Origin of the sequence: Pseudaminobacter soli (ex Li et al. 2025), from assembly GCF_029892515.1 — a bacterium.
In the GTDB taxonomy this organism is placed as follows: Bacteria; Pseudomonadota; Alphaproteobacteria; order Rhizobiales; family Rhizobiaceae; genus Pseudaminobacter; species Pseudaminobacter soli_A.
In genome coordinates, this window is sequence record NZ_JARXVF010000003.1 from 605,994 (window position 1) to 632,879 (window position 26,886).

Annotated in this window: 31 protein-coding genes; 17 read left to right on the forward strand and 14 right to left on the reverse strand. The window is 61.1% G+C overall.

All coding sequences use genetic code 11. The features are described 5' to 3' along the window. Window positions 1–54: 54 nt before the first annotated feature. From M2281_RS17310 to M2281_RS17335, 6 genes are all read left to right on the forward strand, one after another. Complete coding sequence (locus M2281_RS17310) at window positions 55–939, forward strand: carbohydrate ABC transporter permease (protein WP_280822412.1); 885 nt, start codon at window positions 55–57, stop codon at window positions 937–939. A gap of 12 nt (window positions 940–951) precedes the next feature. Continuing rightward, window positions 952–1,848: an ABC transporter permease subunit gene (locus M2281_RS17315; protein WP_280822413.1), complete on the forward strand. Its 897-nt coding sequence runs from the start codon at window positions 952–954 to the stop codon at window positions 1,846–1,848. An 11-nt stretch (window positions 1,849–1,859) separates the two neighbouring features. Further along, the gene (locus M2281_RS17320; RefSeq protein WP_280822414.1) at window positions 1,860–2,981 is read left to right on the forward strand and encodes an ABC transporter ATP-binding protein; all 1,122 of its coding nucleotides are present in this window, start codon (window positions 1,860–1,862) and stop codon (window positions 2,979–2,981) included. A gap of 162 nt (window positions 2,982–3,143) precedes the next feature. After that, window positions 3,144–4,073, forward strand: coding sequence for a sugar phosphate isomerase/epimerase family protein (locus M2281_RS17325; protein WP_280822415.1), 930 nt, complete (start codon window positions 3,144–3,146; stop codon window positions 4,071–4,073). A 124-nt stretch (window positions 4,074–4,197) separates the two neighbouring features. Then, complete coding sequence (locus M2281_RS17330; protein WP_280822416.1) at window positions 4,198–4,755, forward strand: OmpA family protein; 558 nt, start codon at window positions 4,198–4,200, stop codon at window positions 4,753–4,755. Between the two features lie 356 nt (window positions 4,756–5,111). After that, window positions 5,112–5,390 carry a hypothetical protein gene (locus M2281_RS17335; protein WP_280822417.1) on the forward strand — a complete coding sequence of 93 codons (279 nt, stop codon included), beginning with the start codon at window positions 5,112–5,114 and terminating at the stop codon, window positions 5,388–5,390. A gap of 155 nt (window positions 5,391–5,545) precedes the next feature. Here M2281_RS17335 and ald read toward each other — a convergent pair whose 3' ends face one another. Continuing rightward, window positions 5,546–6,661 carry an alanine dehydrogenase gene (gene ald, locus M2281_RS17340; RefSeq protein WP_280822418.1) on the reverse strand — a complete coding sequence of 372 codons (1,116 nt, stop codon included), beginning with the start codon at window positions 6,659–6,661 and terminating at the stop codon, window positions 5,546–5,548. Window positions 6,662–6,813: 152 nt separating this feature from the next. Between ald and M2281_RS17345 the strand changes: the two genes are divergently transcribed. Next, window positions 6,814–7,287, forward strand: a complete 474-nt coding sequence (locus tag M2281_RS17345; RefSeq protein WP_106722402.1) for an Lrp/AsnC family transcriptional regulator — start codon at window positions 6,814–6,816, stop codon at window positions 7,285–7,287. A gap of 212 nt (window positions 7,288–7,499) precedes the next feature. Beyond that, window positions 7,500–9,479 (forward strand): bifunctional 2',3'-cyclic-nucleotide 2'-phosphodiesterase/3'-nucleotidase, encoded by a 1,980-nt coding sequence (locus tag M2281_RS17350; RefSeq protein WP_280822419.1) that lies wholly within the window; start codon window positions 7,500–7,502, stop codon window positions 9,477–9,479. 220 nt (window positions 9,480–9,699) lie between these two features. Here M2281_RS17350 and M2281_RS17355 read toward each other — a convergent pair whose 3' ends face one another. Together M2281_RS17355 and M2281_RS17360 are read right to left on the reverse strand one after the other, a co-directional pair. Then, window positions 9,700–10,206 carry a hypothetical protein gene (locus M2281_RS17355; RefSeq protein WP_280822420.1) on the reverse strand — a complete coding sequence of 169 codons (507 nt, stop codon included), beginning with the start codon at window positions 10,204–10,206 and terminating at the stop codon, window positions 9,700–9,702. A gap of 385 nt (window positions 10,207–10,591) precedes the next feature. Then, the gene (locus tag M2281_RS17360; RefSeq protein ID WP_280822421.1) at window positions 10,592–10,816 is read right to left on the reverse strand and encodes a hypothetical protein; all 225 of its coding nucleotides are present in this window, start codon (window positions 10,814–10,816) and stop codon (window positions 10,592–10,594) included. Between the two features lie 558 nt (window positions 10,817–11,374). On the opposite strand from M2281_RS17360, the gene M2281_RS17365 reads away from it, so the two are divergent. Both M2281_RS17365 and M2281_RS17370 read left to right on the forward strand, forming a co-directional pair. Beyond that, complete coding sequence (locus M2281_RS17365; RefSeq protein WP_280822422.1) at window positions 11,375–11,668, forward strand: Dabb family protein; 294 nt, start codon at window positions 11,375–11,377, stop codon at window positions 11,666–11,668. A gap of 433 nt (window positions 11,669–12,101) precedes the next feature. Further along, window positions 12,102–12,350 carry a ParB N-terminal domain-containing protein gene (locus tag M2281_RS17370; RefSeq protein WP_280822423.1) on the forward strand — a complete coding sequence of 83 codons (249 nt, stop codon included), beginning with the start codon at window positions 12,102–12,104 and terminating at the stop codon, window positions 12,348–12,350. 6 nt (window positions 12,351–12,356) lie between these two features. Here M2281_RS17370 and M2281_RS17375 read toward each other — a convergent pair whose 3' ends face one another. The 5 genes from M2281_RS17375 to M2281_RS17395 form a co-directional block, all read right to left on the reverse strand. After that, window positions 12,357–13,124: an amino acid ABC transporter ATP-binding protein gene (locus M2281_RS17375; protein ID WP_280822424.1), complete on the reverse strand. Its 768-nt coding sequence runs from the start codon at window positions 13,122–13,124 to the stop codon at window positions 12,357–12,359. After that, window positions 13,121–13,801 carry an amino acid ABC transporter permease gene (locus M2281_RS17380; protein WP_280822425.1) on the reverse strand — a complete coding sequence of 227 codons (681 nt, stop codon included), beginning with the start codon at window positions 13,799–13,801 and terminating at the stop codon, window positions 13,121–13,123. Before M2281_RS17380 ends, M2281_RS17375 begins: the two co-directional genes overlap by 4 nt. 116 nt (window positions 13,802–13,917) lie before the next feature. After that, on the reverse strand, window positions 13,918–14,691 hold the full coding sequence (locus tag M2281_RS17385) for an amino acid ABC transporter substrate-binding protein (RefSeq protein ID WP_280822426.1): 774 nt from the start codon (window positions 14,689–14,691) through the stop codon (window positions 13,918–13,920). A 194-nt stretch (window positions 14,692–14,885) separates the two neighbouring features. Beyond that, a complete protein-coding gene (locus tag M2281_RS17390; protein ID WP_280822427.1) occupies window positions 14,886–16,064 on the reverse strand; it encodes an NAD(P)/FAD-dependent oxidoreductase in 1,179 nt (392 codons plus the stop codon). Next, on the reverse strand, window positions 16,024–16,857 hold the full coding sequence (locus M2281_RS17395; protein WP_280822428.1) for a protein-L-isoaspartate O-methyltransferase family protein: 834 nt from the start codon (window positions 16,855–16,857) through the stop codon (window positions 16,024–16,026). Before M2281_RS17395 ends, M2281_RS17390 begins: the two co-directional genes overlap by 41 nt. Window positions 16,858–17,151: 294 nt before the next feature. Between M2281_RS17395 and M2281_RS17400 the strand changes: the two genes are divergently transcribed. Continuing rightward, window positions 17,152–17,334, forward strand: coding sequence for a hypothetical protein (locus M2281_RS17400; protein WP_280822429.1), 183 nt, complete (start codon window positions 17,152–17,154; stop codon window positions 17,332–17,334). A gap of 35 nt (window positions 17,335–17,369) precedes the next feature. Here M2281_RS17400 and M2281_RS17405 read toward each other — a convergent pair whose 3' ends face one another. Then, window positions 17,370–18,902, reverse strand: a complete 1,533-nt coding sequence (locus M2281_RS17405; protein ID WP_280822430.1) for an acyl-CoA carboxylase subunit beta — start codon at window positions 18,900–18,902, stop codon at window positions 17,370–17,372. A gap of 115 nt (window positions 18,903–19,017) precedes the next feature. Beyond that, on the reverse strand, window positions 19,018–19,458 hold the full coding sequence (gloA, locus tag M2281_RS17410; protein WP_280822431.1) for a lactoylglutathione lyase: 441 nt from the start codon (window positions 19,456–19,458) through the stop codon (window positions 19,018–19,020). A 218-nt stretch (window positions 19,459–19,676) separates the two neighbouring features. On the opposite strand from gloA, the gene M2281_RS17415 reads away from it, so the two are divergent. From M2281_RS17415 to M2281_RS17435, 5 genes are all read left to right on the forward strand, one after another. Continuing rightward, window positions 19,677–20,270 (forward strand): cold-shock protein, encoded by a 594-nt coding sequence (locus tag M2281_RS17415; RefSeq protein ID WP_280822432.1) that lies wholly within the window; start codon window positions 19,677–19,679, stop codon window positions 20,268–20,270. A gap of 133 nt (window positions 20,271–20,403) precedes the next feature. After that, window positions 20,404–20,913: a DUF192 domain-containing protein gene (locus M2281_RS17420; RefSeq protein ID WP_280822433.1), complete on the forward strand. Its 510-nt coding sequence runs from the start codon at window positions 20,404–20,406 to the stop codon at window positions 20,911–20,913. A gap of 29 nt (window positions 20,914–20,942) precedes the next feature. After that, window positions 20,943–21,713 (forward strand): alpha/beta fold hydrolase, encoded by a 771-nt coding sequence (locus M2281_RS17425; RefSeq protein WP_280822434.1) that lies wholly within the window; start codon window positions 20,943–20,945, stop codon window positions 21,711–21,713. Window positions 21,714–21,885: 172 nt separating this feature from the next. Continuing rightward, window positions 21,886–22,734 (forward strand): serine O-acetyltransferase, encoded by an 849-nt coding sequence (cysE, locus tag M2281_RS17430; RefSeq protein ID WP_280822435.1) that lies wholly within the window; start codon window positions 21,886–21,888, stop codon window positions 22,732–22,734. Between the two features lie 145 nt (window positions 22,735–22,879). Further along, window positions 22,880–23,083, forward strand: coding sequence for a DUF3126 family protein (locus M2281_RS17435; RefSeq protein WP_280822436.1), 204 nt, complete (start codon window positions 22,880–22,882; stop codon window positions 23,081–23,083). A 21-nt stretch (window positions 23,084–23,104) separates the two neighbouring features. Here M2281_RS17435 and M2281_RS17440 read toward each other — a convergent pair whose 3' ends face one another. Next, on the reverse strand, window positions 23,105–23,833 hold the full coding sequence (locus M2281_RS17440; protein ID WP_280822437.1) for a hypothetical protein: 729 nt from the start codon (window positions 23,831–23,833) through the stop codon (window positions 23,105–23,107). A gap of 123 nt (window positions 23,834–23,956) precedes the next feature. Between M2281_RS17440 and M2281_RS17445 the strand changes: the two genes are divergently transcribed. After that, window positions 23,957–24,484: a gamma carbonic anhydrase family protein gene (locus M2281_RS17445; RefSeq protein WP_280822438.1), complete on the forward strand. Its 528-nt coding sequence runs from the start codon at window positions 23,957–23,959 to the stop codon at window positions 24,482–24,484. A gap of 113 nt (window positions 24,485–24,597) precedes the next feature. Here the strand turns inward: M2281_RS17445 and M2281_RS17450 are convergent, their stop codons facing one another. The 3 genes from M2281_RS17450 to M2281_RS17460 form a co-directional block, all read right to left on the reverse strand. After that, window positions 24,598–25,149: a transglutaminase-like cysteine peptidase gene (locus M2281_RS17450; protein ID WP_280822507.1), complete on the reverse strand. Its 552-nt coding sequence runs from the start codon at window positions 25,147–25,149 to the stop codon at window positions 24,598–24,600. A 325-nt stretch (window positions 25,150–25,474) separates the two neighbouring features. Then, a complete protein-coding gene (locus M2281_RS17455) occupies window positions 25,475–26,089 on the reverse strand; it encodes a PilZ domain-containing protein (protein WP_280822439.1) in 615 nt (204 codons plus the stop codon). Window positions 26,090–26,249: 160 nt separating this feature from the next. After that, window positions 26,250–26,885: a PAS domain-containing protein gene (locus M2281_RS17460; RefSeq protein WP_280822440.1), complete on the reverse strand. Its 636-nt coding sequence runs from the start codon at window positions 26,883–26,885 to the stop codon at window positions 26,250–26,252. Between the last annotated feature and the right edge of the window lies 1 nt (window position 26,886).

Below are 26,886 nucleotides of genomic sequence, written 5' to 3' on the forward strand. Positions count from 1 at the left end.
CGCCTGAAAGGGCGGCGCCGCATTTGAGGCTGCAGGTATCGGAGGCTTTTGCCCGTGGAAAAACGCGCCACCTTTTCAAATCTCTGGCTGGCGGCCGCATTCATCGCGCCGCAGATGTTGCTGATTTTCACTTTCTTCTATTGGCCTGCCGGCGAGGCGCTCTATTGGGCGGTCACGCTCGAGCCCCCCTTCGGCGGAACCAATGAATGGGTCGGCTGGCTCAACTTCCAGACGGTCTTTGCCGATCCGAAATATTGGGATTCCGTACGCGTTTCGTTGTTGTTTGGCCTGTCTTCCACAGCGCTGTCGCTGGGTATTGCGGTATTGCTGGCGCTGTTCGTGGACCGCAGGCTGGCGGGGCATCAGGTCTACAAGTTCACCTTCTTCCTGCCCTATGCGCTGGCAGCACCTGCTGTCGGTCTTGCCTTCCGATTCATCTTCTCGCCCGACGCTGGCTTCGTCTCGGTCGTCAATCGCATCTGGCCCGGCCTCTGGAACCCGGCATTCAACGGCAATGACGCCTTCATCATGATCGTGCTGGCACAGGCATGGATGATGGTCGGCTACAACTTCATCTTCTTCCTCGCCGCGCTGCAGTCGATCCCGCGCACGGTCTCGGAAGCAGGAGCCATGGATGGAGCGGGCGTTCTGCGCCGCATGTGGGACATTCAGCTGCCGCTGATCACGCCGACGCTGTTCTTCCTCATCGTCATCAATATCACCGACAGCTTCGTCAATTCCTTCGGCATCGTCGATATCACCACCGCCGGCGGCCCCGCCCGGGCAACGGAGGTGATGGTCTACAAGATCTATTTCGACGGATTCCGGGGCAAGGACTACTCGCTCGCTGCCGCCCAATCCATCGTGCTGATGCTGCTGATCATCGCGCTGACCTTCATCCAGTTCCGCTTCATCGAGCGGCGCGTGCACTATTCGTGAGGAGGCGCTGCCATGGTTGAACGCAACCCCATTCTCGACACCTTCACGCATGTCCTGCTGATCGTCAGCCTCATTGCACTGCTGATACCGTTCTGGATCGTTTTCGTCGCTGCCTCGCATGACTTTCACACGGTCAACCAGGTGCCGATGCCGCTTTTGCCGGGTTCCCACTTCTTCGAGAACATTTCGACGGCCTGGGTGCAGGGCAATTTCAGCCGCGTCATGCTGAACTCGATGATCGTCGCCGTCGGGGTCACCGGCGGCAAGATCCTGATCGCATCGCTTTCCGCCTTCTCGATCGTCTACTTCAACTATCGGCTGCGGACGCTGATGTTCTGGCTGATCTTCATCACGCTGATGCTGCCGCTGGAGGTCCGCATCGTGCCGACCTACGCGGTCGCCGCCGACGTGCTGAGGCCCTACCGCGAAATCCTCAACCTGTTCGGCCTGTCGATCGGCCTGCCGGAATGGAACATGCTCAATTCCTATTCGGGCCTGATCCTGCCGCTCATCGCAACCGCGACCGGCACCTTCCTCTACCGGCAGTTCTTCCTGACCGTTCCGGATGAATTGACGGAAGCAGCCAAGATGGACGGCTCCGGCCCGATCCGCTTCTTCCTGGAAGTGCTGATGCCGCTTTCCAAGACCAACATGGCCGCGCTGGCGACCATCATGTTCGTCTGGTCGTGGAACCAGTATCTGTGGCCGCTGCTCGTCATCACCGACCAGGCCAACTACGCCACGGCGACCATGCAGCTTCAGAAGGTCGTGCCCGGTCCGGTTTTCGGCGACCCGCCGATCTGGAACATCGCGATGGCGTCAAACCTCATCGTGCTGACGCCGCCGGTACTCGTCACCATTCTGCTGCAGCGCTGGTTCGTGCGCGGCCTCATCTCAACTGACAAATAGGAGCGACAACGATGGCTGAAATCGTGTTGCGAGATGTTCGCAAATCCTATGGCAAGAACGAAGTCGTCCACGGCGTGAACCTCGACATCGCCACCGGCGAGTTCATCGTCATCCTCGGCCCTTCGGGCTGCGGCAAGTCGACCCTGCTGCGCATGGTTGCTGGCCTGGAAACCATCACCGCCGGCGAAATCGAGATCGGTGGCAAGGTGGTGAACCAGCTCGAGCCGCGCGAGCGCGGCTGCGCTATGGTGTTCCAGAACTACGCCCTATATCCGCACATGACGGTGGCCGAGAACATCGGCTATTCCTTGAAGATCGCTGGCGTTTCCAAGGCAAAGCGCCGCGCCCGCGTCGAAGAGGTCGCCGGCCCGCTCGGCCTTTCGGAATTCCTGGACCGCAAGCCGGGCCAGCTTTCGGGCGGCCAGCACCAGCGCGTTGCCATGGGTCGCGCGATGATCCGCGAGCCGCGCGTCTTCCTCTATGACGAGCCGCTCTCCAACCTCGATGCGCGGCTGCGCGTTGCGATGCGCGTCGAAATCCGCAAGTTGCACCAGCGGCTGGGCACGACCACGCTGTTCGTCACCCACGACCAGGTCGAGGCGATGACGCTGGCTGATCGTATCGTGGTGATGAACAAGGGCGTCGTCGAGCAGGTCGGCGCGCCGAGCGAGATCTACAATCGCCCGCAGTCCACTTATGTGGCGGGCTTCATCGGCTCGCCCGGCCTCAATATGGTGTCGGGCACCGTCGATCCGGCCGCCGGCGTCGTGCGCCTGCCGGATGGCCAGGAGTTTGCCTATGACCGCGAGCGCTGGCCGGTTGTAACGCCGGGACCGATCACGGCCGGTTTCCGGGCCGAGAATGTCGAGCTTGCGAATGCCGGCCTGAAAGGCGCGTTCGACTTCGCCGAAGAGCTCGGCTCGGCGCGGCTCGTACATGGCACTGTCGGCGACCAGACGGTCGTCGCCCATGTCGAGGGCGAGTTCCATTTCGAGCCCGGCGATCCTGTGCAGTTCAAGACCGAGCCGTCGGAGGTCCATTTGTTCGATGCCGCTACGGGACGCCGGCTTGCCGGTGAACGCAGCCCGATGCCCGCTCGCAACGGTGCCGCGCGTGGCCTGGTAAAGGCTTGAACTATCGATGAGGGCAGGGGCGCTGCGGCGTCCTTGCGCGCTCTTGCCCTCGCTCCACTTGTCAGCAAAGCTTCATACGCATGTCGACAGGCTGACACGAGAATCAAACATTGTCCCGGCAATCGGCCGCCGTTATGCGGCCACCAGTTGAAGGATATGTTCATGCTCCCCAACGGCGTCTTCGGCACCGGCATTTCGGCCCACAAGAGACAGGCAGACCTTTCCGACTTCGCCGATGAACTCGACATGATCGAGCGGCTTGGCGTCGAGTCAATCGAGTTGCCGACCTTTTGCATGGATGTGGTCGTCGGGGGACGTATTCGCCGTCCGCAACTGGAGGCCTTGAAACGCGCCTGTGCCGGCCGCGACGTCGGCTATTCGGTTCACGGGCCGCTGGGAATCAACTTCATGGACGAGCCCTACCGTCTGCCGCGTCACATGGACGTGCTGGAGGCCTCGCTGGAAGTGGCCGCCGAGGTGGGCGCAGAGCACTATGTGATCCATTCGGGTCTGGCGCCGGTGCAGCAGGCCGACGGTCTCGAGGCTGCCTACGGCCGGCAGCGCGAATATCTTGCCAAGGCAGGCGACGTTGCCAGGCAGCTCAATCTCGTGCTCTGCGTCGAGACGCTATTCGGCGGTCATGATGGAAAGATCCATGCGTCGTGGCCGTCGCGGCTTGCGGCCGAACTCGAGACGATCGGCCATCCCAACGTCATGGCGACGCTCGATTTCAGCCATTCCTACCTGCAGCTCGATTTCGACGGCGGACGTGATCGCTTCGTCGAAGAGATCAAGGCTCTGGCACCCTATGCCCGTCACCTGCACATCCATGACAGTTTTGGCCGCCAGGACGACATCTGGATGTATGACGAAGGCGAGCGTCTCGCCTACGGTCATGGCGACCTGCATCTGCCGGTTGGCTGGGGCGACATCCCCTGGGACACGCTAATGGCCGAATGCCGATTCCCCGAGGGCGTGCTGTTCAACATCGAGTTGAAGGACCGCTACTGGTACGCGGCCCAGGAAACGGTCGACGCCACCAAATCGCTTGCCGCCAAGGCGCAGGTGATCCGGACGGACGCCGCAGCCTGAGCTTTCCGTCTCCCCAGTTTCGGCAACCCTGGCTGAAGGACTTGTTCATCAAGTCTTCAGCTTGCGGAGGGCATGTACGCGGCCATCAAGATGGCTTCGTGCCAATGCTGAAGGAGACCACTTAATGCTCAATCGCCGCCACTTCGCTGCCGCCATGGTCGCGCTGATCGCCTTTCCGGCGGTCGCATCGGCGCAGAATGCCATGCCGTCGGCCTCGCAGATCGAGCGCAGGCTGGAAGCTGCACCGCAGCGCCAGCTGCGTCGCGACCAGCGTGTGACGGTGCGCGAGTTCAAGCGGCGGCCGGAGCTGCGCCGCATGGCGCCGTCGATCGACATCCAGGCGATCAACTTCGAGTTCGGCTCGGCAGAGGTTCCCTATTCGCAATATGGCAAGGTCGAGCAGATCGCCAACGCTGTCGAGCGGCTGCTTCGTCGGCGGCCGCATACGCGAATCCTGATCGAGGGGCACACCGATGCCGTCGGCTCGGCCCAGTCCAACCAGATACTCTCGGAGCGTCGTGCAGAGTCCATGAAGCGCGTGTTGGCGCGTGAATTCCGCATCCCGCCATATGTGCTGGAAACGGTCGGCTACGGCGAAGAATATCTGCTTATACAGACGCAAGAAGAGAACTGGCAGAACCGTCGCGTAACCTTGCGGCGCATAGACGATTTCTTGCGCTGACAGTCGCCTGATTTACTGCCTCCAGAAAGGCCCGCCGATGATCTCCATCGGCGGGCCTTTTCGTTTTCAGCTCAGAAGAGCGATATTTTTCAGTTGTTTACGATTTACACGCGCCCGTGATGGCGGCTTGTGACAGCGTCGCACTCTTGTGATTGGTACGTGTTTGGGAAGCCGACTATCTAAGTAGTGTCGGATGAAATGCTCCTTACGAAAGCAAGTTTTTTGACAATAGCGGTCACATGCAAAAGTCAAAAGATGGCGGATGAAAGAGTTTATTAGATTTTGAGTGCCGCCAAGCGTTTCTACGAAGTCTTCGTCTTGGGTGACGAGAGATATTATTATTGAGGAGACGGAAAATGAGAAAGTTGCTTTTTGCTTTTGCGGCAGTGCTCGTTGGATCTGGCGCAGCCCTGGCTGACTCGGCCCCGACTTCGGTCATTGTCAATCCGCACAACGTTGTTCACGAGACCTATGCGCAGGCGCAGGCTCTCACCACGGGTGACACGGCGCCTGAGGTCAAGATCGTCAAGCCGCAGTCGCGCGTCGACTTCACGAGCACCGCGGGCATCCAGGCTCAGCACTATGGCACCCAGTTCAACTCTCGTGACGGCGACGCGGCGCCGCCGATGAATTGAGCCGGCGGGTTACTCCAACGAGCCCTTGTGGGTACGGGCTCGGGTCCCAAGGGTGGCGAATCTAGTTCGCCGCCCTTTTTCATTCCAGGTTCCTTCCGCAAAAAAATCGCCGGACGAAGCCGGCGATTTTGCTTTGTGGGCGATAGCTTGAATTCTCAGGCCGCAAGTACCGCCTTCGGCTCCGCCATCTCGTAGCCGAGCGCTTCGGCAACCGCGCGGTTGGTGATCCGGCCCTTGTGCACATTGAGGCCGTTGCGCAGATGCGGCTCATCGATCAGCGCCTTCAGGCCCCGGTCAGCCAGCAACAGGCCGTAGTGCAGCGTTGCGTTGTTCAGCGCATGCGCCGAGGTGACCGGCACTGCACCCGGCATATTGGCCACGCAATAGTGGATGATGCCGTCGACCTCATAGGTCGGGTTTGCGTGGGTGGTCGGATGCGAGGTCTCGAAGCAGCCGCCCTGGTCGATTGCCACGTCGACCAGAACCGAACCCTTCTTCATGCCCGACAGCATTTCGCGCGAGACCAGCTTGGGCGCGGCAGCGCCCGGGATGAGCACGGCGCCGACTACGACATCGGCCGAAAAACACTCTTCTTCGAGCGCTTCGACGGTCGAGTAGCGGGTACGCACGCGGCCGTTGAAGATGTCATCGAGCTGACGCAGGCGCGGAATGGAGCGGTCGAGGATGGTGACTTCCGCACCGATGCCGACCGCCATCTTGGCCGCGTTGAGGCCGACGACCCCGCCGCCGATGACGGCAACCTTGCCGGCCGGCACGCCGGGGACGCCGCCAAGCAGCACGCCGCGTCCGCCATTGGCCTTCTGCAGCGCGGTCGCGCCAGCCTGGATGGCCAGGCGGCCGGCGACTTCCGACATCGGCGCCAGCAACGGCAGGCCGCCGCGATCGTCGGTCACCGTTTCGTAAGCCACGGCGGTGACGCCGGAGGCCAGCAAGCCCTTGGTCTGTTCCGGATCCGGCGCCAGATGCAGATAGGTGTAGAGAATCTGGCCTTCGCGCAGCTGCACCCATTCGTTGGGTTGCGGCTCCTTCACCTTGACGATCATGTCGGACCGGGCGAAGACCTCCTCGGCCGTCTTGGCGATGGTTGCGCCGGCAATGCGATAGGCGTTGTCGTCGGCGCCGATACCGGCGCCGGCACCCGTCTCGACCAGAACTTCGTGGCCGTGGGCGGCATATTCGCGTACTGCGCCTGGGGTCAGGCCGACGCGGTATTCATGGTTCTTGATTTCCTTGGGGCATCCGACGCGCATTTGGGTCCTCCGCTGTTTTTTCCCTTTACGCTAGGGTAACGTCAATGAAATCACAGAATCGGTCGTGCATCCTTGCGAAATGGGTTGCTGTGTGCCCTTAAAATAGGTACTTTTTGCACGAAAAGTACATTTCTTCGCAGGAAAGACGAAAAATGTCCCTGGACAGGATTGATATCGCTATTCTCGATGCTTTGCAGAAGGATGGACGCATTCCAAATGCCGCGTTGGCCGAGAAGGTCGGACTGTCACAATCGGCATGCTCGCGTCGTCTGGACAATCTCGAAAAGAGCGGCGTCATCCGCGGCTACCATGCGCGACTGTCCAATACCGCACTGGGTCACCAGATGACGGCAATCGTGCATATTTCGCTGTCGGGACAGTTCGAGAAGACGCTGTCCGACTTCGAAGCGGCGATCAAGCGATGCCCCAACGTGTTGTCCTGCCACCTGATGTCGGGGGAATATGACTATATCCTGCGCATCGCCGCCAAGGACCTCGCCGATTACGAGCGCATCCACAAGGAATGGCTGTCGGCGATGCCGCATGTGACCAAGATCAACTCTTCCTTTGCGCTGCGCGAGATTATCGACCGCACGGCCTTGGGCATGAAGCCCGAGCTCGCTTGAGCTGATCGCTCTCCGCCAGGTCCGGCAGGTGTTCGCAGGTTGCGCAACGCACTGCCTGACTTGATCTGTGCGGAACCGATCTCCTGACGCGCGCTGGCCGGCCTTCGTCATTCCCCTGTCATCGGCACCTGCTGGACTTGCGAAAAATTCGGCGCGAAACTCCCGGTTTCGACGTCGATTTTTTGAACCCTATTCCGCAGGAGAGAAAACTCATGTCGCAGGTGCTTCAATCGATCACCCGTCGGTCATTTCTGGCTGGCTCTGCCGCAGTCGGCGCCCTGGTAATGCTGCATCCCTTTTCGGCGCGCGCGCAGGCCAACCAGGCCCATCTCCGGATCATGGAGACCACCGACATCCATGTGAACGTGCTGCCCTACGACTACTACGCCGACAAGCCGAACGACACGATGGGCCTTTCCCGCACCGCCTCGCTGATTGATGCCGTGCGCAAGGAAGCCACCAACAGCATGCTGATCGACAATGGCGACCTTCTGCAGGGCAGCCCGATGGGCGATTACGTCGCCTACGAAAGGGGCCTCAAGGAGGGTGACGTTCACCCGATCATGAAGGGCATGAACCTGCTCGGCTACGAGTGCTCGACGCTCGGCAACCACGAGTTCAACTACGGCCTGTCCTTCCTCGACAAGGTGCTCGCCTCGGCGAACTTCCCCTTCGTCTGCGCCAACCTCATTCGCGGCACGCAGCTCGCCTCCAATCCGCGCGACGACAAGCTCTATCTCAAGCCCTATGTGATCCTCGACAGGAAGATCAAGGATGGTGCGGGCGAGGAACATCCGATCCGCATCGGCGTCATCGGCTTCGTGCCGCCGCAGATCATGATCTGGGACGCCAAGAACCTGACCGGCAACGTGATGACGCGCGACATCGTCGAGGCAGCCAAGGCCTGGGTGCCGCAGATGAAGGAGGAGGGCGCGGACATCGTGATTGCGCTCTCGCACTCCGGCATCGACACCAAGCAGAGCGACCTGATGGAGAACGCCTCGTTCTTCCTGGCCGGCGTCGAAGGCATCGACGCAGTCTTCACCGGCCACCAGCATCTGGTGTTTCCGGGCAAGAAGGATTTCCAGGGGCTCGAGGGTGTGGACACCGAAAAGGGCACGCTGCAGGGTAAGCCCGCCGTCATGGGCGGCTTCTGGGGCTCGCATATGGGCCTGGTCGACCTTCTGCTGGAGCGCGACGGCAACAAGTGGCGCGTGACATCGGCAACCTCCGAGGCGCGGCCGATCTATGAACGCGTCTACAACAAGAACAAGGCGCTCGTCGAGGACGACAGCCGCCTCGTCGATGTGCTCAAGGAAGATCACGAGGCGACGCTCGCCTATGTGCGCCGCCCGGTCGGCAAGACCTCTGCGCCGCTCTATTCCTACTTCGCGCTGGTTGCCGATGATCCGTCGGTGCAGATCGTCAGCCAGGCGCAGACCTGGTACATCAAGGATCTGCTGAAGGAACCGAAGTGGAAAGACCTGCCGGTGCTTTCGGCCGCAGCACCCTTCAAGGCCGGTGGACGCGGCGGTGCCGACTACTACACAGACGTGCCGGCAGGCGACATCGCCATCAAGAACGTTGCGGACCTCTATCTCTACCCGAACACAGTTCGGGCGGTTGAGGTCACTGGCGCGCAGGTCAAGGAATGGCTGGAAATGTCGGCCGGCATCTTCAACCACATCGAACCCGGCAAGGCCGACCAGGTGCTCATCAACAAGGACTTCCCGTCCTACAATTACGATGTCATCGACGGCGTGACTTATAAGATCGACCTGTCCGAAGCGCCGAAATACGACGCCAAGGGCGGGGTCGCCAACGCCTCGTCGAACCGCATCAAGGATCTCATGTTCGATGGGAAACCCATTGATCCGGAAGCGAAATTCGTGGTCGCCACGAACAACTACCGCGCCGGTGGCGGCGGCAATTTCCCGGACATCAACGCGTCCAAGATCATCTTCGAGGCCCCGGACACCAACCGCGACGTGATTGTCCGCTACATCGTCGAGCAGAAGACCATCAATCCGTCGGCCGACGGCAACTGGTCGTTCGCGCCGATGCCGGGCACGACGGTGATCTTCGAAACCGGCCCGAAGGCCAAGCAGTTCCTCGATCAGGTCCAGGGCGTGAAGATCGAAGCGGCCGGCGATGGCGCTGACGGGTTCGCGAAATTCCGTATTATTCTTTGAGTGGTACCGAGTTTTCACACCGCTCCGGCCCACCGGGGCGCGTTTGGAAAAGAGCATAAGAGAAGGGCGGCAGAATGATCTGCCGCCCTTTTCATCTGGGAGATGACAGAAAGGTAGCCTGGAGCGAGATGACTTCGCGTTAAATCGCTATCTCGCTCCAAACGTTTGTTCCTGAAGCATGATCTTGTCCGAAAAGTCGGCAATTTATCCGGATCATGCTTCAGCGGCTGATTTGCACACTCTGCGGGTTCACGATGATCGAGGACGGTGCTGCGTCGCCACCGCGCATATTGCGCGTGGTGGTGGCGAAGCCGCCGAAGCCGACACCGCCGCCCATGCCAGCGCCGATGCCATAAGCGCCCATGCCATAGTACATGGGCGGCCCATAGGCGCCTATGCCATAGTACCGAGGCCCGGCGCCAAAGCCATAGTAACGCGGCCCATGGCGAACGACCCTGCCAAAGCCATAGTATCGATGATACGGCGCATGGATGCCGTAGTGACCGACCCTGTGCACGACATGGGTTCGATGCGGCCCATAAGCGCGGATGCCATAGTACCGAGGCGCTGCGCCAAAGCCAGCGACGCCGCCATAGTTTACCGGCGGGCGTACTACATTTACGGGCGGTGCTGCATCGCCGAAACGCGGGTTATATTCCTGAGCCATAGCCAGAGAGGCGCTCGACGCCACAAGAACTGCAGCGAGGGGGATGATGAGCTTTTTCATGGATATTCTCCGTTTTCTTAGTCGCTCGAAGTCGTGGCCTTAACCAGGCGTCGAGCCGACACAGAATTACGAAGATAAGTCTGGGAGATTTTTCCTATCTTCGTTCTCTAATAAGATAGGCTTTGTGCCATCCAGCCACAAATCAATCCGTCGCGACGCTCGGATCACAGAGCGTCACGTGTCCGTGTGTCCAAGGGGTCGAAGTGGAGCAGGCGGGTCGGGGAAGGGAGGAGACGGCCTGGGAGGAGTAGCCGTCTCCGCAAGCGCCAGGCATCCGAACGATGCACGCGAAGGGCGCTCTAGTGTCATGATCTTACGGGATTTTCCGCATCAATGACCGGTTTTTTCATCCAGCGGGATTCCGGCTGGATCAAAGCCGCTGCGGTTAGTGATTGTTGCCGCGCTGCTCGATGATCTTCGCGCGTTCCTGCTGGTTGGTCGCACCGACCGGCGCGGTTACCGGAGCGCTCGAAGAGTAGTCCGCGTTGAGCGAACGGTTGACGACAACGGACGCAGGAGCGGCGTCGCGCATCGTGTTCGGCTGCGCCTGGGCGAAAGCTGCCCCAGCAGTCATGACGACAGCGGTCAGGGCGATAATGGTCTTTTTCATTGTTAGTCTCCAATGTTATGCATGATTGCGAGCGCGCCGAGAGGTTAGGTGAAGTGCAGTCATGTAACTGCGCCTCACCTGCAAAATATGGGCGTGCTCATTATGAAACGTGCCCGGAGGAATACTTGGGGAGGACCCTCTCGGCTCTCACAACCAATGGTGCCCATATGGGGGAAGCCGGCGCGAAAATTAAGCCGGCTGAGCTTCAACACGGTGCGAGGCGACTCAGGGCAGCGATCACACGAATGTGTACGCCGTTTAACAAAGCCTTGTGGCGTACGGGCTGGCCTCGCTTGCGGCGCCAAAGACATGCCCAACCACATGCTCGAGGGGTGCGAAAATTCTTGCGAGACGGTCCTTGAAGGCGCGGATTTGTCCCTTGCGCGGCCACCGACCGGCCTCCCGGGCCTCGGTGGTCGGGCTTGTCGAGACGTATCGGGCGGACAATTCGATCTGATGCTACGTGACGCAGCCAACCTGGCCGCGTACCCGCTCGATTTGCATTGACGCGCCCGCTGCGGCGACCCAAAAGACGCCTCGCAGATAAAGGAGGCGGCATTGATCCGGCACATCGTATTCTTCAGCACCAAGGAAGGGCAGGACGTGCAGGCCGTTCGTTCCGGTCTGCTCGCGCTCGGCACCATTCCGCATTCGAGCCACTTCGAGGTGACGGTCAACACAAAGGTTGATCCGCTCTGCGATGCGATCGATCTGGTCGTCTATGCCGAATTTGCCGATGCAGCAGCACTCGCGGCCTACAAGGCTCATCCGGTCTATGCCGAGACTACGCGCAAGGTCAGGCCGATGCGGGAGCTGCGCTTTTCGGCTGACGTGGTGGCCGAGGCGGGCTGACGCCTGTGCCAAATGCCATGCCAACCAGTTGGCATGGCATACTTTTCACGCCCAACACCTGTGCCAGTCTGTGGCATCTGTCCCAAAACGATCCAGGCAGGTTGGCACGGCTGTGACCCGATACGGTGCGGGTCGGCGAAATCCCCGCGGCAAACCGCGCATTTTCGGCAATTGCGGCATCAAATTCGAATTGGCACGGCGATTGCATTGTTAGGAGCGCAAGGCAGGGGTTCTTGAATCCAAGACAGGGGGCTTTGCATGAGGCAGTTATGCTGCCTTCGGAGGGGAAGGGGTTCGGCCCGAGCGTGACATGAAGTCTGCCGGTCGAGCACCTTCCCCGACGAAGTTTTGGGCCCTGGCGCTGGGCAATGGACAACATCCCGCAATACGCTAATCATGCAACCGGGGCACGGTGCCCCTTGCAGGCCGGTCCATGCTCATTTCTCGGAAAATTCCGATCAACGAAATCTACGTGCCCGCCGCACGTCGCAAGACGCTCCATCCGGAGACTGTACGGCTGATCGCCGAGAGCATCGTCGAAAACGGCCAGCAAACGCCAATCCAGGTGCGGCACGACGGCAAGCGTTACGTGCTGATCGAAGGCCTGCACCGGCTCGAAGCCCTGAAATGGCTCGGCGAGACCACCGTCGACGGATATCTGGTCCACGCCCGGCGACACTAAGCTCCTTCAACCATGGCCGCCCCTGGCGGCTTCCTGCGTCAGCGTCGCGATGAAGCGTTTTGTGCGCTGGTGCTCGGGATTGGTGAAGACCTGCCGTGCCGGACCCTTTTCCACCACCACGCCACCATCGAGAAACACAACTTCCCTGGCGATGGTCGAGGCGAGGCGCAGGTCATGCGTCGCCATCACCATGGTCGTGCCTTCCTTGGCAAGCTCCGCCAGGACATCGACGACCTCCTGCGCCAGTTCCGGATCGAGCGCGGAGGTCGGCTCGTCGCACAACAGAACCTTGGGCGAGGGCGCGAGCGCGCGCGCAATGGCGACGCGCTGCTGCTGGCCGCCCGAAAGCGTTGCCGGCCATGCATCGGCCTTGTGAGCCATGCCGACCTTTTCCAGAAGCGCCATCGCTCGCGCGCGCGCCTTGTCGGTCGGCCATTTGAGCACCGTGACCAGCCCTTCCATCACGTTTTCGATCGCTGTCCGGTGCGGGAAGAGCTGAAAACTCTGGAAAACCATTCCGGTCTGGCGACGGATGCGCTGGATCGCATCGCGCGGCACGCGCTGGCCGGGATGAAAGACCAGCTGTTCATCGCCGAGCCGCAAGGTTCCCGAGGTCGGGATTTCAAGCAGGTTTATGCAGCGCAGCAGGGTGCTTTTGCCGCCGCCTGACGGCCCTACGAGGGCTGTGACGCTGCCTTCCTCGATCGATACCGTCACGCCTCTCAGCACGACCACGTCGCCGAAGCGCTTTTCGATGTTTTCCAGGCCGATCATGCGCGCGCCTCGATAAAGCCGCCATAGCGCCCGAGGCGGCGCTCAAGCCTGACCTGCAGGGCCGACAGGATGGAACTCAGGCCCAGATAGATTATCGCCGCCTGGATATAGAGGATCAGCGGTTCGTAGGTGGTGGCAACGATGCGCTGCGCCGCCTGAAAAAGCTCCGGCACGGTGATCGCGGCGGCAAGCGAAGTGTCCTTGACCAGCGAGATGAAGGTGTTGGATAGCGGCGGCACGGCCACGCGCGCGGCCTGCGGCAGGATCGTGCGGCGCATGGCCTGCGACCAGCTCATGCCGATGGAGTAGGCTGCCTCCCACTGGCCCTTGGGCACGGAGCCGATCGCCGCGCGGACAATCTCCGAGCTGTAGGCGCCGACATTCAACGTGAAGCCGATGAGCGCGGCAGGAAATGCGTCGAGCACGATGCCGACATTCGGCAGGCCGTAGAAAATCAGGAACAGCTGCACCAGAAGCGGCGTGCCGCGAATGATCCAGACATAGAAGCGCGCGATGGCAGCCAGCGGCGCGGGGCCGAACAGCCTGACAAGCGCGGTGATCAACCCGACAGTCAGGCCGAACACGAAGGAAAGCAGCGTGAGCGGGGCTGTAAACGCCACGGCCGCCCATAAGAGCGGGCCGAATGAATCCAGCATCAACTGAAGCCAGTGCGGCAAGGAAGTGTCCTCCGGTTGTCCGGAAAGTTTGCAGGTTTTGGCGTAAAGATCATGTGCAAAATTAAGGGGCTGACCGATCCTGACGATCGATCAGCCCCGTTTGCGCGGCAGGCGACTTATTTCGAGACGTCCTGCCCGAAATATTTGTCCGCAATCTTCTGATAGGTGCCGTCAGCCTGGATTTCTTTCAGTGCTGCATTGATGGCGGCGAGCAGTTCGGGTTCACCCTTGCGGATGATGATGCCCGAATAGTCGGCCTTGTCCTCGGTGGCGGCGATTTTCACATTGGCATCGGGCTTGTGCTTCTTGAAATCGAGGAAGGACAGGCTGTCATTGATGGTGGCGTCCGCCCGGCCGTTGAGAACGAGCTGGATCGACTGGTCAAAGCCGTCCGTGCCGACCAGCTGCGCGCCGGAGGCCTCGGCCAGCTTGGCGAAGTTGCTGGTGAGCGACTGGGCCGACTTCTTGTCCTTGAGGTCGGCGAAGCTCTTGATGGCCTCATTGTCGCCGCGCACGATCAGTGCGGCCTTCGAGGCGATGTAGGGCTCGGAGAAATCGTATTTCTTCTTGCGCTCTTCGGTGATGCCGACCTGGTTGATGACCGCGTCGTAGCGGTTGGCATCCAGGCCTGCGATCAGGCCGTCCCAGCGGCCTTCCAGGAACTGGGCCTTCACGCCGAGGCGTTTTGCAACCTCTTCGCCGATCTCGACATCGAAGCCGACCAGCTTGCCCGAGGCATCATGATAGGTGAACGGCGCATAGGTTCCCTCGGTACCGATGCGGAAGGTGCCCGAAGATTTGATTTCATCAAGGTTTGAGCCCGCATGGCCGGGAGCAAGCGCCAGAAGCTGCAGCGCGCCGGCGACGAGCAACGTGTTCAACCATTTCATGTTGGTGCCATCCTGGGTTTGTCCGGCGCATCTGCCGAACGGTTGCGACTGGCCTCAAACTGTCAGAATGATCGCACGAAAGGAACGCGATTGGTTCTTGTGTATTTTGTCCTGTGAGAAAATAATTCCCAAACTTCAGTTGTTATGCCGAGTTCATTCTAGGCAGGCTTGAGAATTCACAGGATCGCGCAAAGTCAAACCGTTGTCGAGGCGGATGCTTCCACCCCAGCAAAGCGTTCCAGGCCGTAGGGGCTAAGAAGCGGCTCTCGACGACCGCCCAGCATCTCCTCAGCGAGGAAACGTCCGACGGCGGGCGCAAGCGTCATGCCGGAATGCATCACGGCGACGTAGAGGCCTTCGACGCCAGAGGCGGCGCCGACCGCCGGAAACCCGTCGCCGGGAACCGGCCGGTGGCCGAGCAGATGTCGCTCAAGGGACAGTTCTTCGCCGGCGCGCAGCATGCGCTGCATGGCCGAAAACAGCGTTGCCGCTGCAGCGGCGATGTTCTTGCTCGGAACATTTCCCTCGAAATCGCCGCCCGCGACGAGCCGCCCATCCGCGGTCTGGCGCATGTGCAATTCCGGCGCCATGACCAAACCGTCAAGCAGGCGCCGGTGTGGGCGAGAGACGACCAGCATGCCGGGCGGCGTGGACAGCGGAAGTTTTACGCCCGCCGTCGCGAGCATTGAAGGCGTTTCGACGCCAGCCGCAACCGCGACCATGTCGGCCTCGATCGGGCCTGCGTCGGTCTCAACGCCCGACACGCCATGTGTGCCGATCCTGATGGAGGTCACGCTGCGGCCTTCCAGAAGCTTCGCGCCCGCAGCCACTGCTGCAGCCATCAAAGCACGGGAGGTTGCCAATGGCTCGGCAACGCCTTCTTCCGCCACATGCAGCACGAATTCCGGAGCATCGGCGAGCTGAGGCTCGAGCCGCGCCGCTTCCTTGCGATCCACGCTGCGGATGCCGTAGCCCCATGCGGCGTGCTCTCGCGCAAAGTCTGCCAGTTTGTCCGGCGGCAGGTCCCAGATCAGCCCGCCGCTCCACGAGACTGGCAGGCCCGGGACCTCGCGTTCCAGCCTGCGCCACTCGGTCATCGAACGTATACGCAGGCGAAAATAGGGCTCAGGATTGCCCCAGCTGGCATTCAGCCACCCGAAGGAGTTTGACGTCGCGACACCGCCCGCGGCACCCGCTTCGACAATCGTGACGCGCGCGCCGGCGCGGACCAGATGCCAAGCTAGCGACGCGCCGATTATGCCGGCGCCGACGACCACTACGTGGGAATTTCCGGGCATCTGTTTCCCCTCGAAAGAACTGTGCCGCTTCAATTCAGACTGGCAGCGGGGCGGATGAGAACCATAGGTCGCCATAGATCGCGACGGCTGTTTCGTCCGGCTCTCGCTCGCTCGTCGGCCAGAGTGAGGCGACCATATGAGCCTCCCGGCGATCCGGTGTCTTGCTGCAGCTTTCCGTGCTCGATGCGCCACTGCATGGAATGAACCAGGCGCCCATCAGTGGCCGCGCCGAGAAGCCATTGGGAAAGCGCCGCACCAGCAGCGTAAGCCCGATGGCGTCGGACGGGCGCCATGGGAAGATCATCCGGCCATCCCGCCGCAGTGCTCGCAGCCACGCGACGGGCGGGGAGGTGACGCCGGCGTTCACATAGACCAGGTCGTATTCGGGGAGGGGAAGCTTGGTCGCGTCGCCCAAGGTCACCCTAACGTTTTCATACGATTTCAGATTGTGCCCAGCCTGCCGGGCAAGTTCCGCTTCGATCTCGAAGGCGTCGACCCGGCCACTTGGCTGCACCAGCAACGACAGGATCGCCGTGTAATAGCCCGTGCCGGCGCCGATGTGGCAGACAAGCTCGCCAGGCTGCGGCGCGACGGCGCCGATCCAGGCCGCATGCAGATATGGCTCGCCATTGTTGATGCCCTTTTCGGCATCGAGCGCCACCAGAGCGTTCTGGTAGAGATAGACGGGATCGGCGTCGGGCGTTTCGACATAGGAGTTGTCGACCATGATCTTCCATGGTCCCCGCGGCAGGAAGGCTTCGCGCGCAACCATCCTGAACGCCTGTTCCAGCCGCGGATCGTTAGATCGGCTCGCCGTCGCCATCAGCTTGGCATAGAACGACTTGGCCTTTTCAAGATCCCGGTTCATCCGAATACCGACCTCCGACCATGAACCTCATGGAAACGACGTATGGCGGTGTCGTCAATCGGAAAAGGATACTCTGAAAGGTCGATGAAAGACGCCAACATGCTGAACGTGGCGTCAATGAAAACGCGTGTTAAGCTGATTTCGCCCTCAGTTGAGTCGGGCCGTTCATCAAGCGTCGTTCTGGAGAGTTGCAGCGCCCTCGAGCCGGGCAGGGCTCGCGCGCACGATCGCTGTCATTCCGCTGTGTTCTTGTCGGCGTTCTTAGCGTCTGGGCTATTGGCGAGGGGAAAGCCGATGCAGAACATAGTCGATGACGACTGTCTAAAGCCGCGTCTTACAGAGCGCGTGGACATTTTCACCGCGGTGACCATCCTGCGCTCGCGGGGTTACGACCGCGAAGACTTGATCGCGGAAATCACCAGGATCTTCTACGTCGACCTCGACGAGTACAACGACGTCCTGCGCTGGGTGAGCTGAACGCAGCGTTTTAAACGAAGGCGAGAACACCCCGCTCAGAGCGGGATGTTGTCGTGCTTCTTCCAGGGGTTCTGGAGGTCCTTGTTGCGCAGCATGCGCAGCGCTCGCGCCACGCGGCGACGCGTGGAATGCGGCATGATCACCTCGTCGATATAGCCGCGTTCGGCGGCGACGAAGGGCGACAGGAAGCGATCCTCGTAAGTCTTTGTATGCGCTGCGATCTTTTCCGGATCGCCGATGTCCTTGCGGTAGATGATCTCCACCGCGCCCTTGGCGCCCATCACCGCGATCTGGGCCGTCGGCCAGGCATAGTTCATGTCGCCGCGCAGGTGCTTTGAAGCCATGACGTCATAGGCGCCGCCGAAGGCCTTGCGGGTGATGACGGTGACCTTGGGCACGGTTGCCTCGGCATAGGCAAAGAGCAGCTTGGCGCCATGCTTGATGAGGCCGCCATATTCCTGGCTCGTGCCGGGCAGGAAGCCGGGAACGTCCACGAAGGTGACGATCGGGATATTGAAGCAGTCGCAGAAACGCACGAAGCGGGCTGCCTTGCGGCTGGCGTCCGAATCCAGCACGCCGGCAAGCACCATCGGTTGGTTGGCGACGAAGCCCACCGTGCGGCCTTCCATGCGTCCGAAGCCGGTGACGATGTTTTTGGCGAAGCTCGGCTGGATCTCGAAGAAATCGCCCTCGTCGACTGTCTTCAGGATCAGCTCCTTGATGTCGTAGGGCTTGTTGGCATTGTCCGGGATCAGGCGGTCGAGCGACATGTCGTGCTCGGTGACCGACTGGAAGCATTCGATTTCCGGAATCTCGGCAGTGTTCGAGGCCGGCAGGAAGTCGACCAGCCGGCGCATCTGCAGAAGCGTCTCGACGTCATTGTCGTATGCGCCGTCGGCGATGGAGGATTTCGTGGTGTGGACCGACGCGCCGCCGAGCTGCTCGGCGGTGACCGTCTCGTTGGTCACGGTCTTCACCACGTCAGGACCGGTGACGAACATGTAGGACGTGTCACGCACCATGAAGATGAAGTCGGTCATGGCCGGCGAATAGACGTCGCCGCCGGCGCAGGGGCCCATGATGACGGAAATCTGCGGGATCACGCCCGAGGCGAGCACGTTGCGCTGAAAGATTTCGGCATAGCCGCCAAGCGCCGCCACGCCTTCCTGGATGCGCGCGCCGCCTGCGTCATAGAGGCCGATGATCGGCGCGCGGTTGCGCAGGGCCATGTCCTGCACCTTCTGCACCTTTTCGGCATGCGCTTCCGACAGCGAGCCGCCAAACACGGTGAAATCCTTGGCGAAGAGATAGACCGGTCGGCCGTTCACAGTACCCCAGCCGGTGACCACGCCATCACCGGCGATCTTGCTCTTTTCCATGCCGAAGTCGGTCGAGCGGTGTTCGACATACATGTCGAACTCTTCGAAGGAGCCTTCATCGAGGAAAATCTCGATGCGCTCGCGGGCGGTGAGCTTGCCCTTGGCATGCTGAGCCTCGACGCGGGCTTTGCCTCCGCCGGCACGCGCGATTTCGCGGCGGCGTTCGAGTTCCTTCAGCACGTCCTTCATTGTGAAACGCTCCTGCGGACAAATCCTGTGCCTGCGGTGTTAGCACGCTGGCCGCGGAGCGCAATAAGTCTGTGGCCCGCGCCCGAGCGTTGGCTGGGGCGCGGGGCGGTGATCTTTACCAGCTGCCGGTGTTCGACATGGAGGCCCAGGGCTCGGCCTTTTCCTTGGCCGGTCCCTTCTGCAGCAGTTCGATCGAGATGCCGTCGGGCGACTTGATGAAGGCCATGTGGCCGTCGCGCGGCGGGCGGTTGATGGTCACGCCCTTGTCCATCAGCTGCTGGCAGGTGGCATAGATATCGTCGACTTCATAGGCGAGGTGACCGAAGTTGCGGCCGCCGGTGTAGGCTTCCGGATCCCAGTTGTAGGTCAGCTCGAGCAGCGGCGCGTGTTCGGAGACGCCGGCCTTCTCGTCGTCGCGGGCGGCGAGGTAGATCAGTGTGAAGCGGCCGGCTTCGCTTTCATAACGGCGCACCTCTTTCATGCCGAGCTTGTTGCAATAGAAATCCATCGAAACGTCCACGTCGGCAACGCGAACCATTGTGTGCAGATAGCGCATTTTCTCTGTCCCTGGGTTGGATGGCCGGAACATAGGGCGGCTTCCCGCACCAGGGCAACCTGCGATGGGCCAGAAGCCTTATGTGGTAAGATGATCCACAGTATTGATCACCTTAAACGGTGAAAAAAGCCAAGGCGGCTCTTGCACTCACGCAAGCCCAAAGTGTTAATCTGCGTTTAAGAATCAGTGGCGGCGTAATCGAGAAAAGGTGCGGTCGAATGGGGGAGAGGGCCTCTTTCGCGGAACGGGACTTAGTCGGAAACGAAGCCTTGGACCGTGACGAGACCGGCGAAGGCGTCAATCTGGTCGAGGTCTCTGGAGCCATCAAGTGGTTCGACGTGGCCAAGGGCTACGGCTTCATCCTGCCGGACGACGGCTCGTCCGACGTTCTCCTTCATGTGACTTCCCTGCGCCGCGATGGCTTCCAGACCGCCCTTGAAGGCGCTCGCGTCGTTTGCCTTGCCAAGCAGGGCGAACGCGGCCTGCAGGCCTTCCGCGTCCTGTCGATGGACAACTCGACCGCCGTTCATCCCGCCGAGTCACAGGAACAGCGCACCCATGTCGCCGTCACCGCCGAAAGCGGGCTGGAGCGGGCGCTGGTGAAATGGTTCAACCGCACCAAGGGCTTTGGCTTCCTGACGCGCGGCGAGGGAACGGAAGACATCTTCATCCACATGGAAACCCTGCGTCGCTACGGCCTGACCGAGCTGCGCCCGGGCCAGGTGGTTCTGCTGCGCTACGGGCGTGGCGATAAAGGCCTCATGGCCGCCGAAATTCACCCCGATATCGGAACGCTCCCGATCGCGCATTGAGTCGAGATTCGCTGCCTGAGACCGGGTAGGGAACATCGTTGGCTCCCTGTGCGTTCGGCAGGACGATTTTCAGCGTAGCGTACGATTTGGTGCTCTTCGGACCGATGGCCCGAAGTCGAAACAGGGAATATCAATGACCCGCAGGACCTGGTGCGCCGCCGGCGCGATTTTCGCCGCCATGCTCGGCGCGTTCCTCTATTTGGCATTGCCCGCGTCGTCCATCGCCGATGGGCAGCCGATGCTTCTGGCGAACGATCCCGCGCCGCTGGTTGCCGAGACCGCCAAGGGAGAGCACTCCTTTTCCATCGAGGTCGCCGACAACGACAATGAGCGCGCAGCCGGCCTGATGTTCCGCGAGAAGATGTCCGACGACCATGGCATGCTCTTCGTTTTCGACAGGACCCAGCCGGTCGGCTTCTGGATGAAGAACACGCCGATGGCGCTCGACCTCGTCTTCATTGGCCAGGACGGCACGGTGAAGGCGGTTCGCTGCGGCGAGCCCTTTTCGGAGGCACTGATCGCGCCCGCCGATCCCGTGCGCTTCGTGCTTGAATTGAAGGCCGGTATGGCGGAAAAGGCCGGCATCAAGGATGGCGACGTCTTGCGCCACCCCGTTATCAGCGCCGCCAGCTCGGGGAACTAGGCTGGCTTTCTCCGCGGAGACTTCCAGTCGTGACGCAGTTTTTCGACCATGACGGCTTCCACCTGGCTTTCATCGATCAGAAGCCGAAGGAAGGGCAAGGCGACCCTGTCCTTCTGATCCACGGCTTTGCCTCGAACCATCTGGTCAACTGGGTGTCGCCGGGTTGGGTGAAGACACTGACCGAGGCCGGTTATCGCGCCATCGCGCTCGACAATCGCGGCCACGGCCTTTCGTCCAAGAGCTACGAGCCGGTCGACTACACGCCTGAAAAAATGGCAAGCGACGCGGCGGCACTTCTCGATCATCTCGGCATCGAGCGCGCCCATGTCATGGGCTATTCGATGGGTGCACGGGTTTCGGCCTTCATGGCTCTGGCAACCCCGGAGAAGGTGGCGACGCTGGTTCTTGGCGGTCTCGGCTACGGAATGATCGATGGCGTGGGCGACTGGGATCCGATTGCCGAAGCGCTGCTGGCGCCTAGCCCTGCGGACATCTCCCATACGCGTGGAAAAATGTTCCGCGCTTTTGCCGATCAGACGAGGAGCGACCGCGAGGCGCTCGCCGCCTGCATCTCCACCTCGCGTGCGGAACTGACCGAGCCCGAGGTTGCTCGCATCATGCAGCCGACGCTGATTGCCGTCGGCACCAAGGACGACATTGCCGGCTCAGCCGAGCAGCTGGCGGCGCTGATGCCGAATGCCGAGGCCTTCGACATCGAGGGCAGGGACCATATGCTTGCGGTCGGCGATCGCACCTTCAAGAAGCGCGTTCTGGAGTTTTACGCCGAGAACCCGCTTTAGAACGCGATTTATCCCGTCTTACCGGTCGTTGAGGGATTGTTTTCCGTCGTCGCTTGAATCGCTGCGATGCATGTCCATTTGACACTAAGATTAGGAAAATTGAGTTCAAACATGCTAGCGTGTGGCCTATACGTCCGGTGACGTAATGCCAAGGCAGGCAACGGAGATACCGATGACGACAAGCAGCGCCCAGCGTACCGGAACGCTTCAGCCGATCGATCCGATCTGGAGTTCCGTGCGCGACGAAGCCATGGAGGCGGTGTCGCGCGATCCGTTGCTCGCTGCTTTCCTCTATTCGACCATCCTGAACCAGAACAGCCTCGAGGATGCGGTGATGCACCGGCTGGCCGAGCGCCTGGCGCACCAGGATCTTGGCGCCGATCTCATCCGCCAGACCTTCGAGGCGATGCTCGCCGACAATCCCGATTGGGCGACGACGGTGCGCGTCGACATCCAGGCCTATTACGACCGCGATCCGGCCTGCGACCGCTTCATGATGCCGGTGCTCTACTTCAAGGGCTTCCACGCCATCCAGACGCATCGCCTGGCGCACTGGCTGTGGAGCCGCGGCCGCCGCGATTTCGCGCTCTATCTGCAAAGCCGCTCGTCGTCCGTGTTCCAGACCGACATCCACCCGGCGTCGAAGATGGGCAAGGGCATCTTCATCGACCATGCCACGGGGCTGGTCGTCGGCGAGACCGCGGTGATCGAAGACGATGTCTCGATTCTGCACGGCGTGACGCTCGGCGGCACCGGCAAGGCCGGCGGCGACCGCCATCCCAAGATTCGCCATGGCGTGCTTATCGGCGCCGGCGCGAAAATCCTCGGCAATATCGAGGTCGGCCATTGCGCGAAGGTCGCCGCCGGTTCGGTGGTGCTTTCGCCTGTGCCGCATAACAAGACGGTCGCCGGCGTGCCGGCCCGTGTTGTCGGCGAAACCGGATGCGACCAGCCGGCGCGGCAGATGGACCAGTTCCTGCCGTCGCAGGCCATGGATCACGTGGTCACGTTCGATATTTGAGGCCCGGCCTTTTGTGGTCCTCGTGATGGCCGGTGCACGCTGCCGCGTCGTTCGGTGAGTTTGTTCCCGCGTTGCCTTTACATCGCCAAGCTAGGCGTGTCAGAAGCGCTTTCCATCGATCCAACCCGCCATCGGGAGAAGAGTGTTGAAGCCGGAAGAAATCAGAAAACTCGACGCATATTTCAAGCGGACCTTCCAGAATCCGCTGCTGCAGGTGAAGGCACGCCCGCGCAAGAACGACTCGGCTGAAGTCTATATCGGTGACGAATTCCTCGGCATCGTGTTCAAGGACGAGGACGACGGCGACTACAATTTCTCGATGGCGATCCTCGACATCGACCTGGCCTAGTTAAACCGCCGGCTGGCCGCTTCAGCGGCCGGTCTTCAGGTATTGCGCCGCCTTGGCGTTCACGCTTGCTTCCAGTTGCTGCCAGTCGGCCAAAAGCTCCCGCGGAAAGCGATAGCTGAGGCTCAGATCGTCGCCCAGATGAATGTCGCGCTCGCAAGGCGCGAGCGATTCATCGGCGCTTGCGCCCGTCAGGCAGCGGGCGACGAATGGGTCCTTTCCCGGACGCGCGGCAACTGCAAGAACCTCGTTCATATATCCAGATTTCTCGTTGAATTCGTAGAACGTCAGGCCGCCCGGACCTGGCGTTCCGGGCTGCTTGATGAGCGAGCTGTAGATCGGCGCGAAGCGGCCGCTCATGTCGCGCGACATCATGCGTTCCTCGAACGACATGAACAGGATGCGGCGAGAGCCGTCGGCATTGTTGAAGTCGTCGCGAGTGGCTTCCGAGTAGCCCTCCATGTCTGGCCACCTGAGATAGATGTCCAGTCGCGAGGCGACGCCGTCGTGCCGGGATTTCTCGAACCGGATCGCATTGGACGGTACCGCCAGCACGTTGTTGCCGATGACGATCTCATGCACGGTGCGGTCTTCTGTATGCCCGGCCAGCGCGATCGTGCGGCCCAGCCATTTGCCGCCGACATTGATGGCTACCGACAATAGGGCGAGCACCGCAAAGACATAAAACACCTTGCGCATCAGCGAACCGTCGATCTTGCTGATCGTTCCTTCCGCCGTTGCGGCCTCTTTCATTGGAATCTCCTGCTGGCCGTGCGTCGCGGCAGTCTGGGAACTTTGCAATTTCATGGTAAACGGGCGGTAAAGATGCGTTTGCCCTAGGGGCAACGCTGGTGCTTATCGAGGTCTGGAGGAACGATGTCCATTTATGCGATCGACGGAACGAAGCCCGAGTTCGAGGACGAGGGCAGCAACTGGATCGCGCCGGACGCGACGGTGATCGGCATTGTGAAGATCGGCCGGAATGTCGGCATCTGGTTCGGCGCGGTGATCCGCGGGGACAATGACCCGATCACGATCGGCGCCGACACCAATATCCAGGAACACACGATGATGCACAACGACCCGGGCTTTCCGCTCAGCATCGGGGCGGGATGCACCATTGGCCATCGGGCGGTCCTGCACGGCTGCACCATCGGCGACAACAGCCTGATCGGCATGGGCGCCATCGTTCTGAACGGCGCCAGGATCGGCAGGAATTGCCTGGTCGGCGCCGGGGCGCTGGTTACCGAAGGCAAGGAGTTTCCCGACAATTCGCTGATCGTCGGCGCGCCGGCCAAGGCTGTCAGGGTGCTGGACGACGCTACCATCGAAGGGTTGCGCAAATCGGCCGAGCACTATGTCGCCAACGCCAAACGCTTCAAGGCCGGGTTCGCCAAGGCCTGATCAAGGCTCCCGCCGAAATGAGTGGAGCCGGCCCTGGGGACTGGGCCGGCTCCTGAAACCCGGTCGCTTTATATGGGGATGGGGGACTCGACCGGGCTTGTTCCTGTCCTTTGTCAGCGAACGCTGGCCACCTCATCGGCGCGGCCGTTGTTGATCTGCATCCACACGCCGGAATTCTGGTCGGACTGGCGCTTGAGGTAGGTGTATTTCGTGTCGGCCCAAGGCATGACGCGCGCTTCCAGATTGTCGAGGATGAACTCGCCGCGGCTCGTGCGGACCGTCAGGACCGCGTGGCCTTCGCCGTTGGGCTGACGGACGACCGTCATCAGCAGGTTTCCGGCCGGAATGCCCAGAGCCATGAGGCGGCGGCGCTTTTCCAGAGCATAGTCCTCGCAGTCGCCGTAGCCGTTGTCCGGATAGGCCCAATATTCTTCCTGGCCGTAATTCTCCAGGTCGGTGCGGGGCATGACCTCGGTGTTGACCGCGTTGTTGACGTCGACGACTGCGGCCCAAAGCTGGCGCGTCAGTTCGACGGGCGGCTGCTTGGGCGTCAGCTGGCGGCACTCTTCCGGCAGGCGAATGCAGAATTCATAGTGGCCGATCGGCTGCGTCGTGCGCCCGCTGACCTTCATGAAAGGCTGGCCCGCGATTGCCTGTGCGGCCATCCCGGTCAGGCCAATCAGCGCTGCGAAAGCCAGTGCAATTGCTTTTGTTTTTGTCATTGTGGCACATCCCCGTTTGATGCCACATTGACAGGCTTGAATTTATTCCGGGCAAAATCGCGCAGTACTTATTGAGTAAAACCCAGGTCTAAATTGATCTTTCTTTGAATAAAACAAATATAGAATTTGAATAAAATTTTATCGAATTTGGGTACTGGCGGACAGGTGACTACAAAGCCCAATGCGCGGCCGTCTGGCACCCAAAAGAAAAAGGACCGGCAGAGCCGGTCCTTCTTGCTGATAAGAAAAATAAAAATCGCTGTCGGCGTCAGTCGGCGCGATTGAATTCCATGTCGAGCGTTTCGGGCCGCTGGACCACGGCAAATTCGATTGCCACGCCTTCGTCGAAATGACGAACGACCTGGCCGCGCATCGTCCCGAGCGTGACCTGCACGCCGATGGCTGGCTTGACATCGATCTCAAGTGCGGCGCCCGACAGCGATAGGTCGATGATCCGGCAGCGGTACTGACGGCCATCGTTGAGGTGCAGCGTGCTCATCGGATTGCGCGGCGCGACGCGTTCGTGGCGGCGGTCTTCCGGCAGGGCAAGCTCATGCTTGTTGGCAAGCCAGGTCAGCTGCGCCGCCAGCTTGTCGCGCTTGCGGTCGGAGGCGATGACGGTCATCGCAAAGCCGTCGGGCAGGATGCGTGCGATGACGCCCTCGATGCGGCCGATATGATCGAGATAGGCGATCACCTTCTCACCCGGCTGGCCGGTCGTCTCGCAACGAAGTGCGGCGTTGCCCGGAGACATGTCGATGACCTGGCAGGGATGCTCGGTTCGATCCTCGAGCATGAAGCGGCCGTAGATATTGATGCGGACGCGCTGGAAGTTGCGCTTCTCTGCCGAAGACGGCGCGCTGCTGATCGCCGCTGATCTCATCGACTGCCTCTGCCAAGTATCGTTTGACCGCGCCAGCACGCAGCCGTCGGTTGCTGCAGAATATGGCCATATAGGTTAACAAACGGGTAAGCCAGCAAGCTGGCACACGGCAAGTAAGCCGTTGAACCAGTGGCTGTTTTGTTGGGCTTGAGGATGCTGACTAAGAGTCGCGTCCGCCCTTGAGCACAACGAGATGGCGAATGCGACGAGCCCCCATCGCCTTGGCCGATTCCGAGAAGACACTGTCGCTCGGCACGAGCGGCGGGACGGGGATCGATGGCCGGTTGCGCAAGAACAGCGGCTCGCGATCGGGGTCGACGACGCGCACCGATTCGATCGTTGCTTCGACGATCGGGTCGGAGCCCAGCCAGAACGGCTTTGCACAAGGGCTGACGATGCCCAGCGCTCGTGGATTTTCAAGGCCTCCGTCGAGGGGCAGCAGCAGGAGTTCGAATGGATTGGAGCGGCCCGCGGCCGAGTGGCCTTCGAAGGCGATGACGATCACGGATTTGGAGTTGAACACACTGTAGGCGAAGCGGGCGATGAGCCGCTGGTCCTTGTCGCGCCACAGAGAGGGGAAGGAAAACCCTTTGAGTTCGCGCCCATGGGTCGCGCAAAGCCGCGTTCCGGCCAGGCGGAACACTGCTTCGCCCCGGGTGTCGCGCTCGAGGATGAAGGTGTCGGCCAGCAGGCTCTTGATATCGGCGGGCTCGATTTCAGTCCGCTTCGGGGCGGGGCGCCCGTCGCGCAATCGATTCCAATATTGGAACAGGTCGATCGATCCGTCTTGTTTCATA

Coding starts and splice junctions, on each gene's coding strand:
- M2281_RS17315 (WP_280822413.1), top strand. CDS start 952: ATGGTTGAACGCAACCCCATTCTCGACACCTTCACGCATGTCCTGCTG.
- M2281_RS17320 (WP_280822414.1), top strand. CDS start 1,860: ATGGCTGAAATCGTGTTGCGAGATGTTCGCAAATCCTATGGCAAGAAC.
- M2281_RS17325 (WP_280822415.1), top strand. CDS start 3,144: ATGCTCCCCAACGGCGTCTTCGGCACCGGCATTTCGGCCCACAAGAGA.
- M2281_RS17330 (WP_280822416.1), top strand. CDS start 4,198: ATGCTCAATCGCCGCCACTTCGCTGCCGCCATGGTCGCGCTGATCGCC.
- M2281_RS17335 (WP_280822417.1), top strand. CDS start 5,112: ATGAGAAAGTTGCTTTTTGCTTTTGCGGCAGTGCTCGTTGGATCTGGC.
- ald (WP_280822418.1), bottom strand. CDS start 6,661: ATGCGCGTCGGATGCCCCAAGGAAATCAAGAACCATGAATACCGCGTC.
- M2281_RS17345 (WP_106722402.1), top strand. CDS start 6,814: ATGTCCCTGGACAGGATTGATATCGCTATTCTCGATGCTTTGCAGAAG.
- M2281_RS17350 (WP_280822419.1), top strand. CDS start 7,500: ATGTCGCAGGTGCTTCAATCGATCACCCGTCGGTCATTTCTGGCTGGC.
- M2281_RS17355 (WP_280822420.1), bottom strand. CDS start 10,206: ATGAAAAAGCTCATCATCCCCCTCGCTGCAGTTCTTGTGGCGTCGAGC.
- M2281_RS17360 (WP_280822421.1), bottom strand. CDS start 10,816: ATGAAAAAGACCATTATCGCCCTGACCGCTGTCGTCATGACTGCTGGG.
- M2281_RS17370 (WP_280822423.1), top strand. CDS start 12,102: ATGCTCATTTCTCGGAAAATTCCGATCAACGAAATCTACGTGCCCGCC.
- M2281_RS17375 (WP_280822424.1), bottom strand. CDS start 13,124: ATGATCGGCCTGGAAAACATCGAAAAGCGCTTCGGCGACGTGGTCGTG.
- M2281_RS17385 (WP_280822426.1), bottom strand. CDS start 14,691: ATGAAATGGTTGAACACGTTGCTCGTCGCCGGCGCGCTGCAGCTTCTG.
- M2281_RS17390 (WP_280822427.1), bottom strand. CDS start 16,064: ATGGCGACCTATGGTTCTCATCCGCCCCGCTGCCAGTCTGAATTGAAG.
- M2281_RS17395 (WP_280822428.1), bottom strand. CDS start 16,857: ATGAACCGGGATCTTGAAAAGGCCAAGTCGTTCTATGCCAAGCTGATG.
- M2281_RS17400 (WP_280822429.1), top strand. CDS start 17,152: ATGCAGAACATAGTCGATGACGACTGTCTAAAGCCGCGTCTTACAGAG.
- M2281_RS17405 (WP_280822430.1), bottom strand. CDS start 18,902: ATGAAGGACGTGCTGAAGGAACTCGAACGCCGCCGCGAAATCGCGCGT.
- gloA (WP_280822431.1), bottom strand. CDS start 19,458: ATGCGCTATCTGCACACAATGGTTCGCGTTGCCGACGTGGACGTTTCG.
- M2281_RS17415 (WP_280822432.1), top strand. CDS start 19,677: ATGGGGGAGAGGGCCTCTTTCGCGGAACGGGACTTAGTCGGAAACGAA.
- M2281_RS17420 (WP_280822433.1), top strand. CDS start 20,404: ATGACCCGCAGGACCTGGTGCGCCGCCGGCGCGATTTTCGCCGCCATG.
- cysE (WP_280822435.1), top strand. CDS start 21,886: ATGACGACAAGCAGCGCCCAGCGTACCGGAACGCTTCAGCCGATCGAT.
- M2281_RS17440 (WP_280822437.1), bottom strand. CDS start 23,833: ATGAAAGAGGCCGCAACGGCGGAAGGAACGATCAGCAAGATCGACGGT.
- M2281_RS17445 (WP_280822438.1), top strand. CDS start 23,957: ATGTCCATTTATGCGATCGACGGAACGAAGCCCGAGTTCGAGGACGAG.
- M2281_RS17450 (WP_280822507.1), bottom strand. CDS start 25,149: ATGGCCGCACAGGCAATCGCGGGCCAGCCTTTCATGAAGGTCAGCGGG.
- M2281_RS17455 (WP_280822439.1), bottom strand. CDS start 26,089: ATGAGATCAGCGGCGATCAGCAGCGCGCCGTCTTCGGCAGAGAAGCGC.
- M2281_RS17460 (WP_280822440.1), bottom strand. CDS start 26,885: ATGAAACAAGACGGATCGATCGACCTGTTCCAATATTGGAATCGATTG.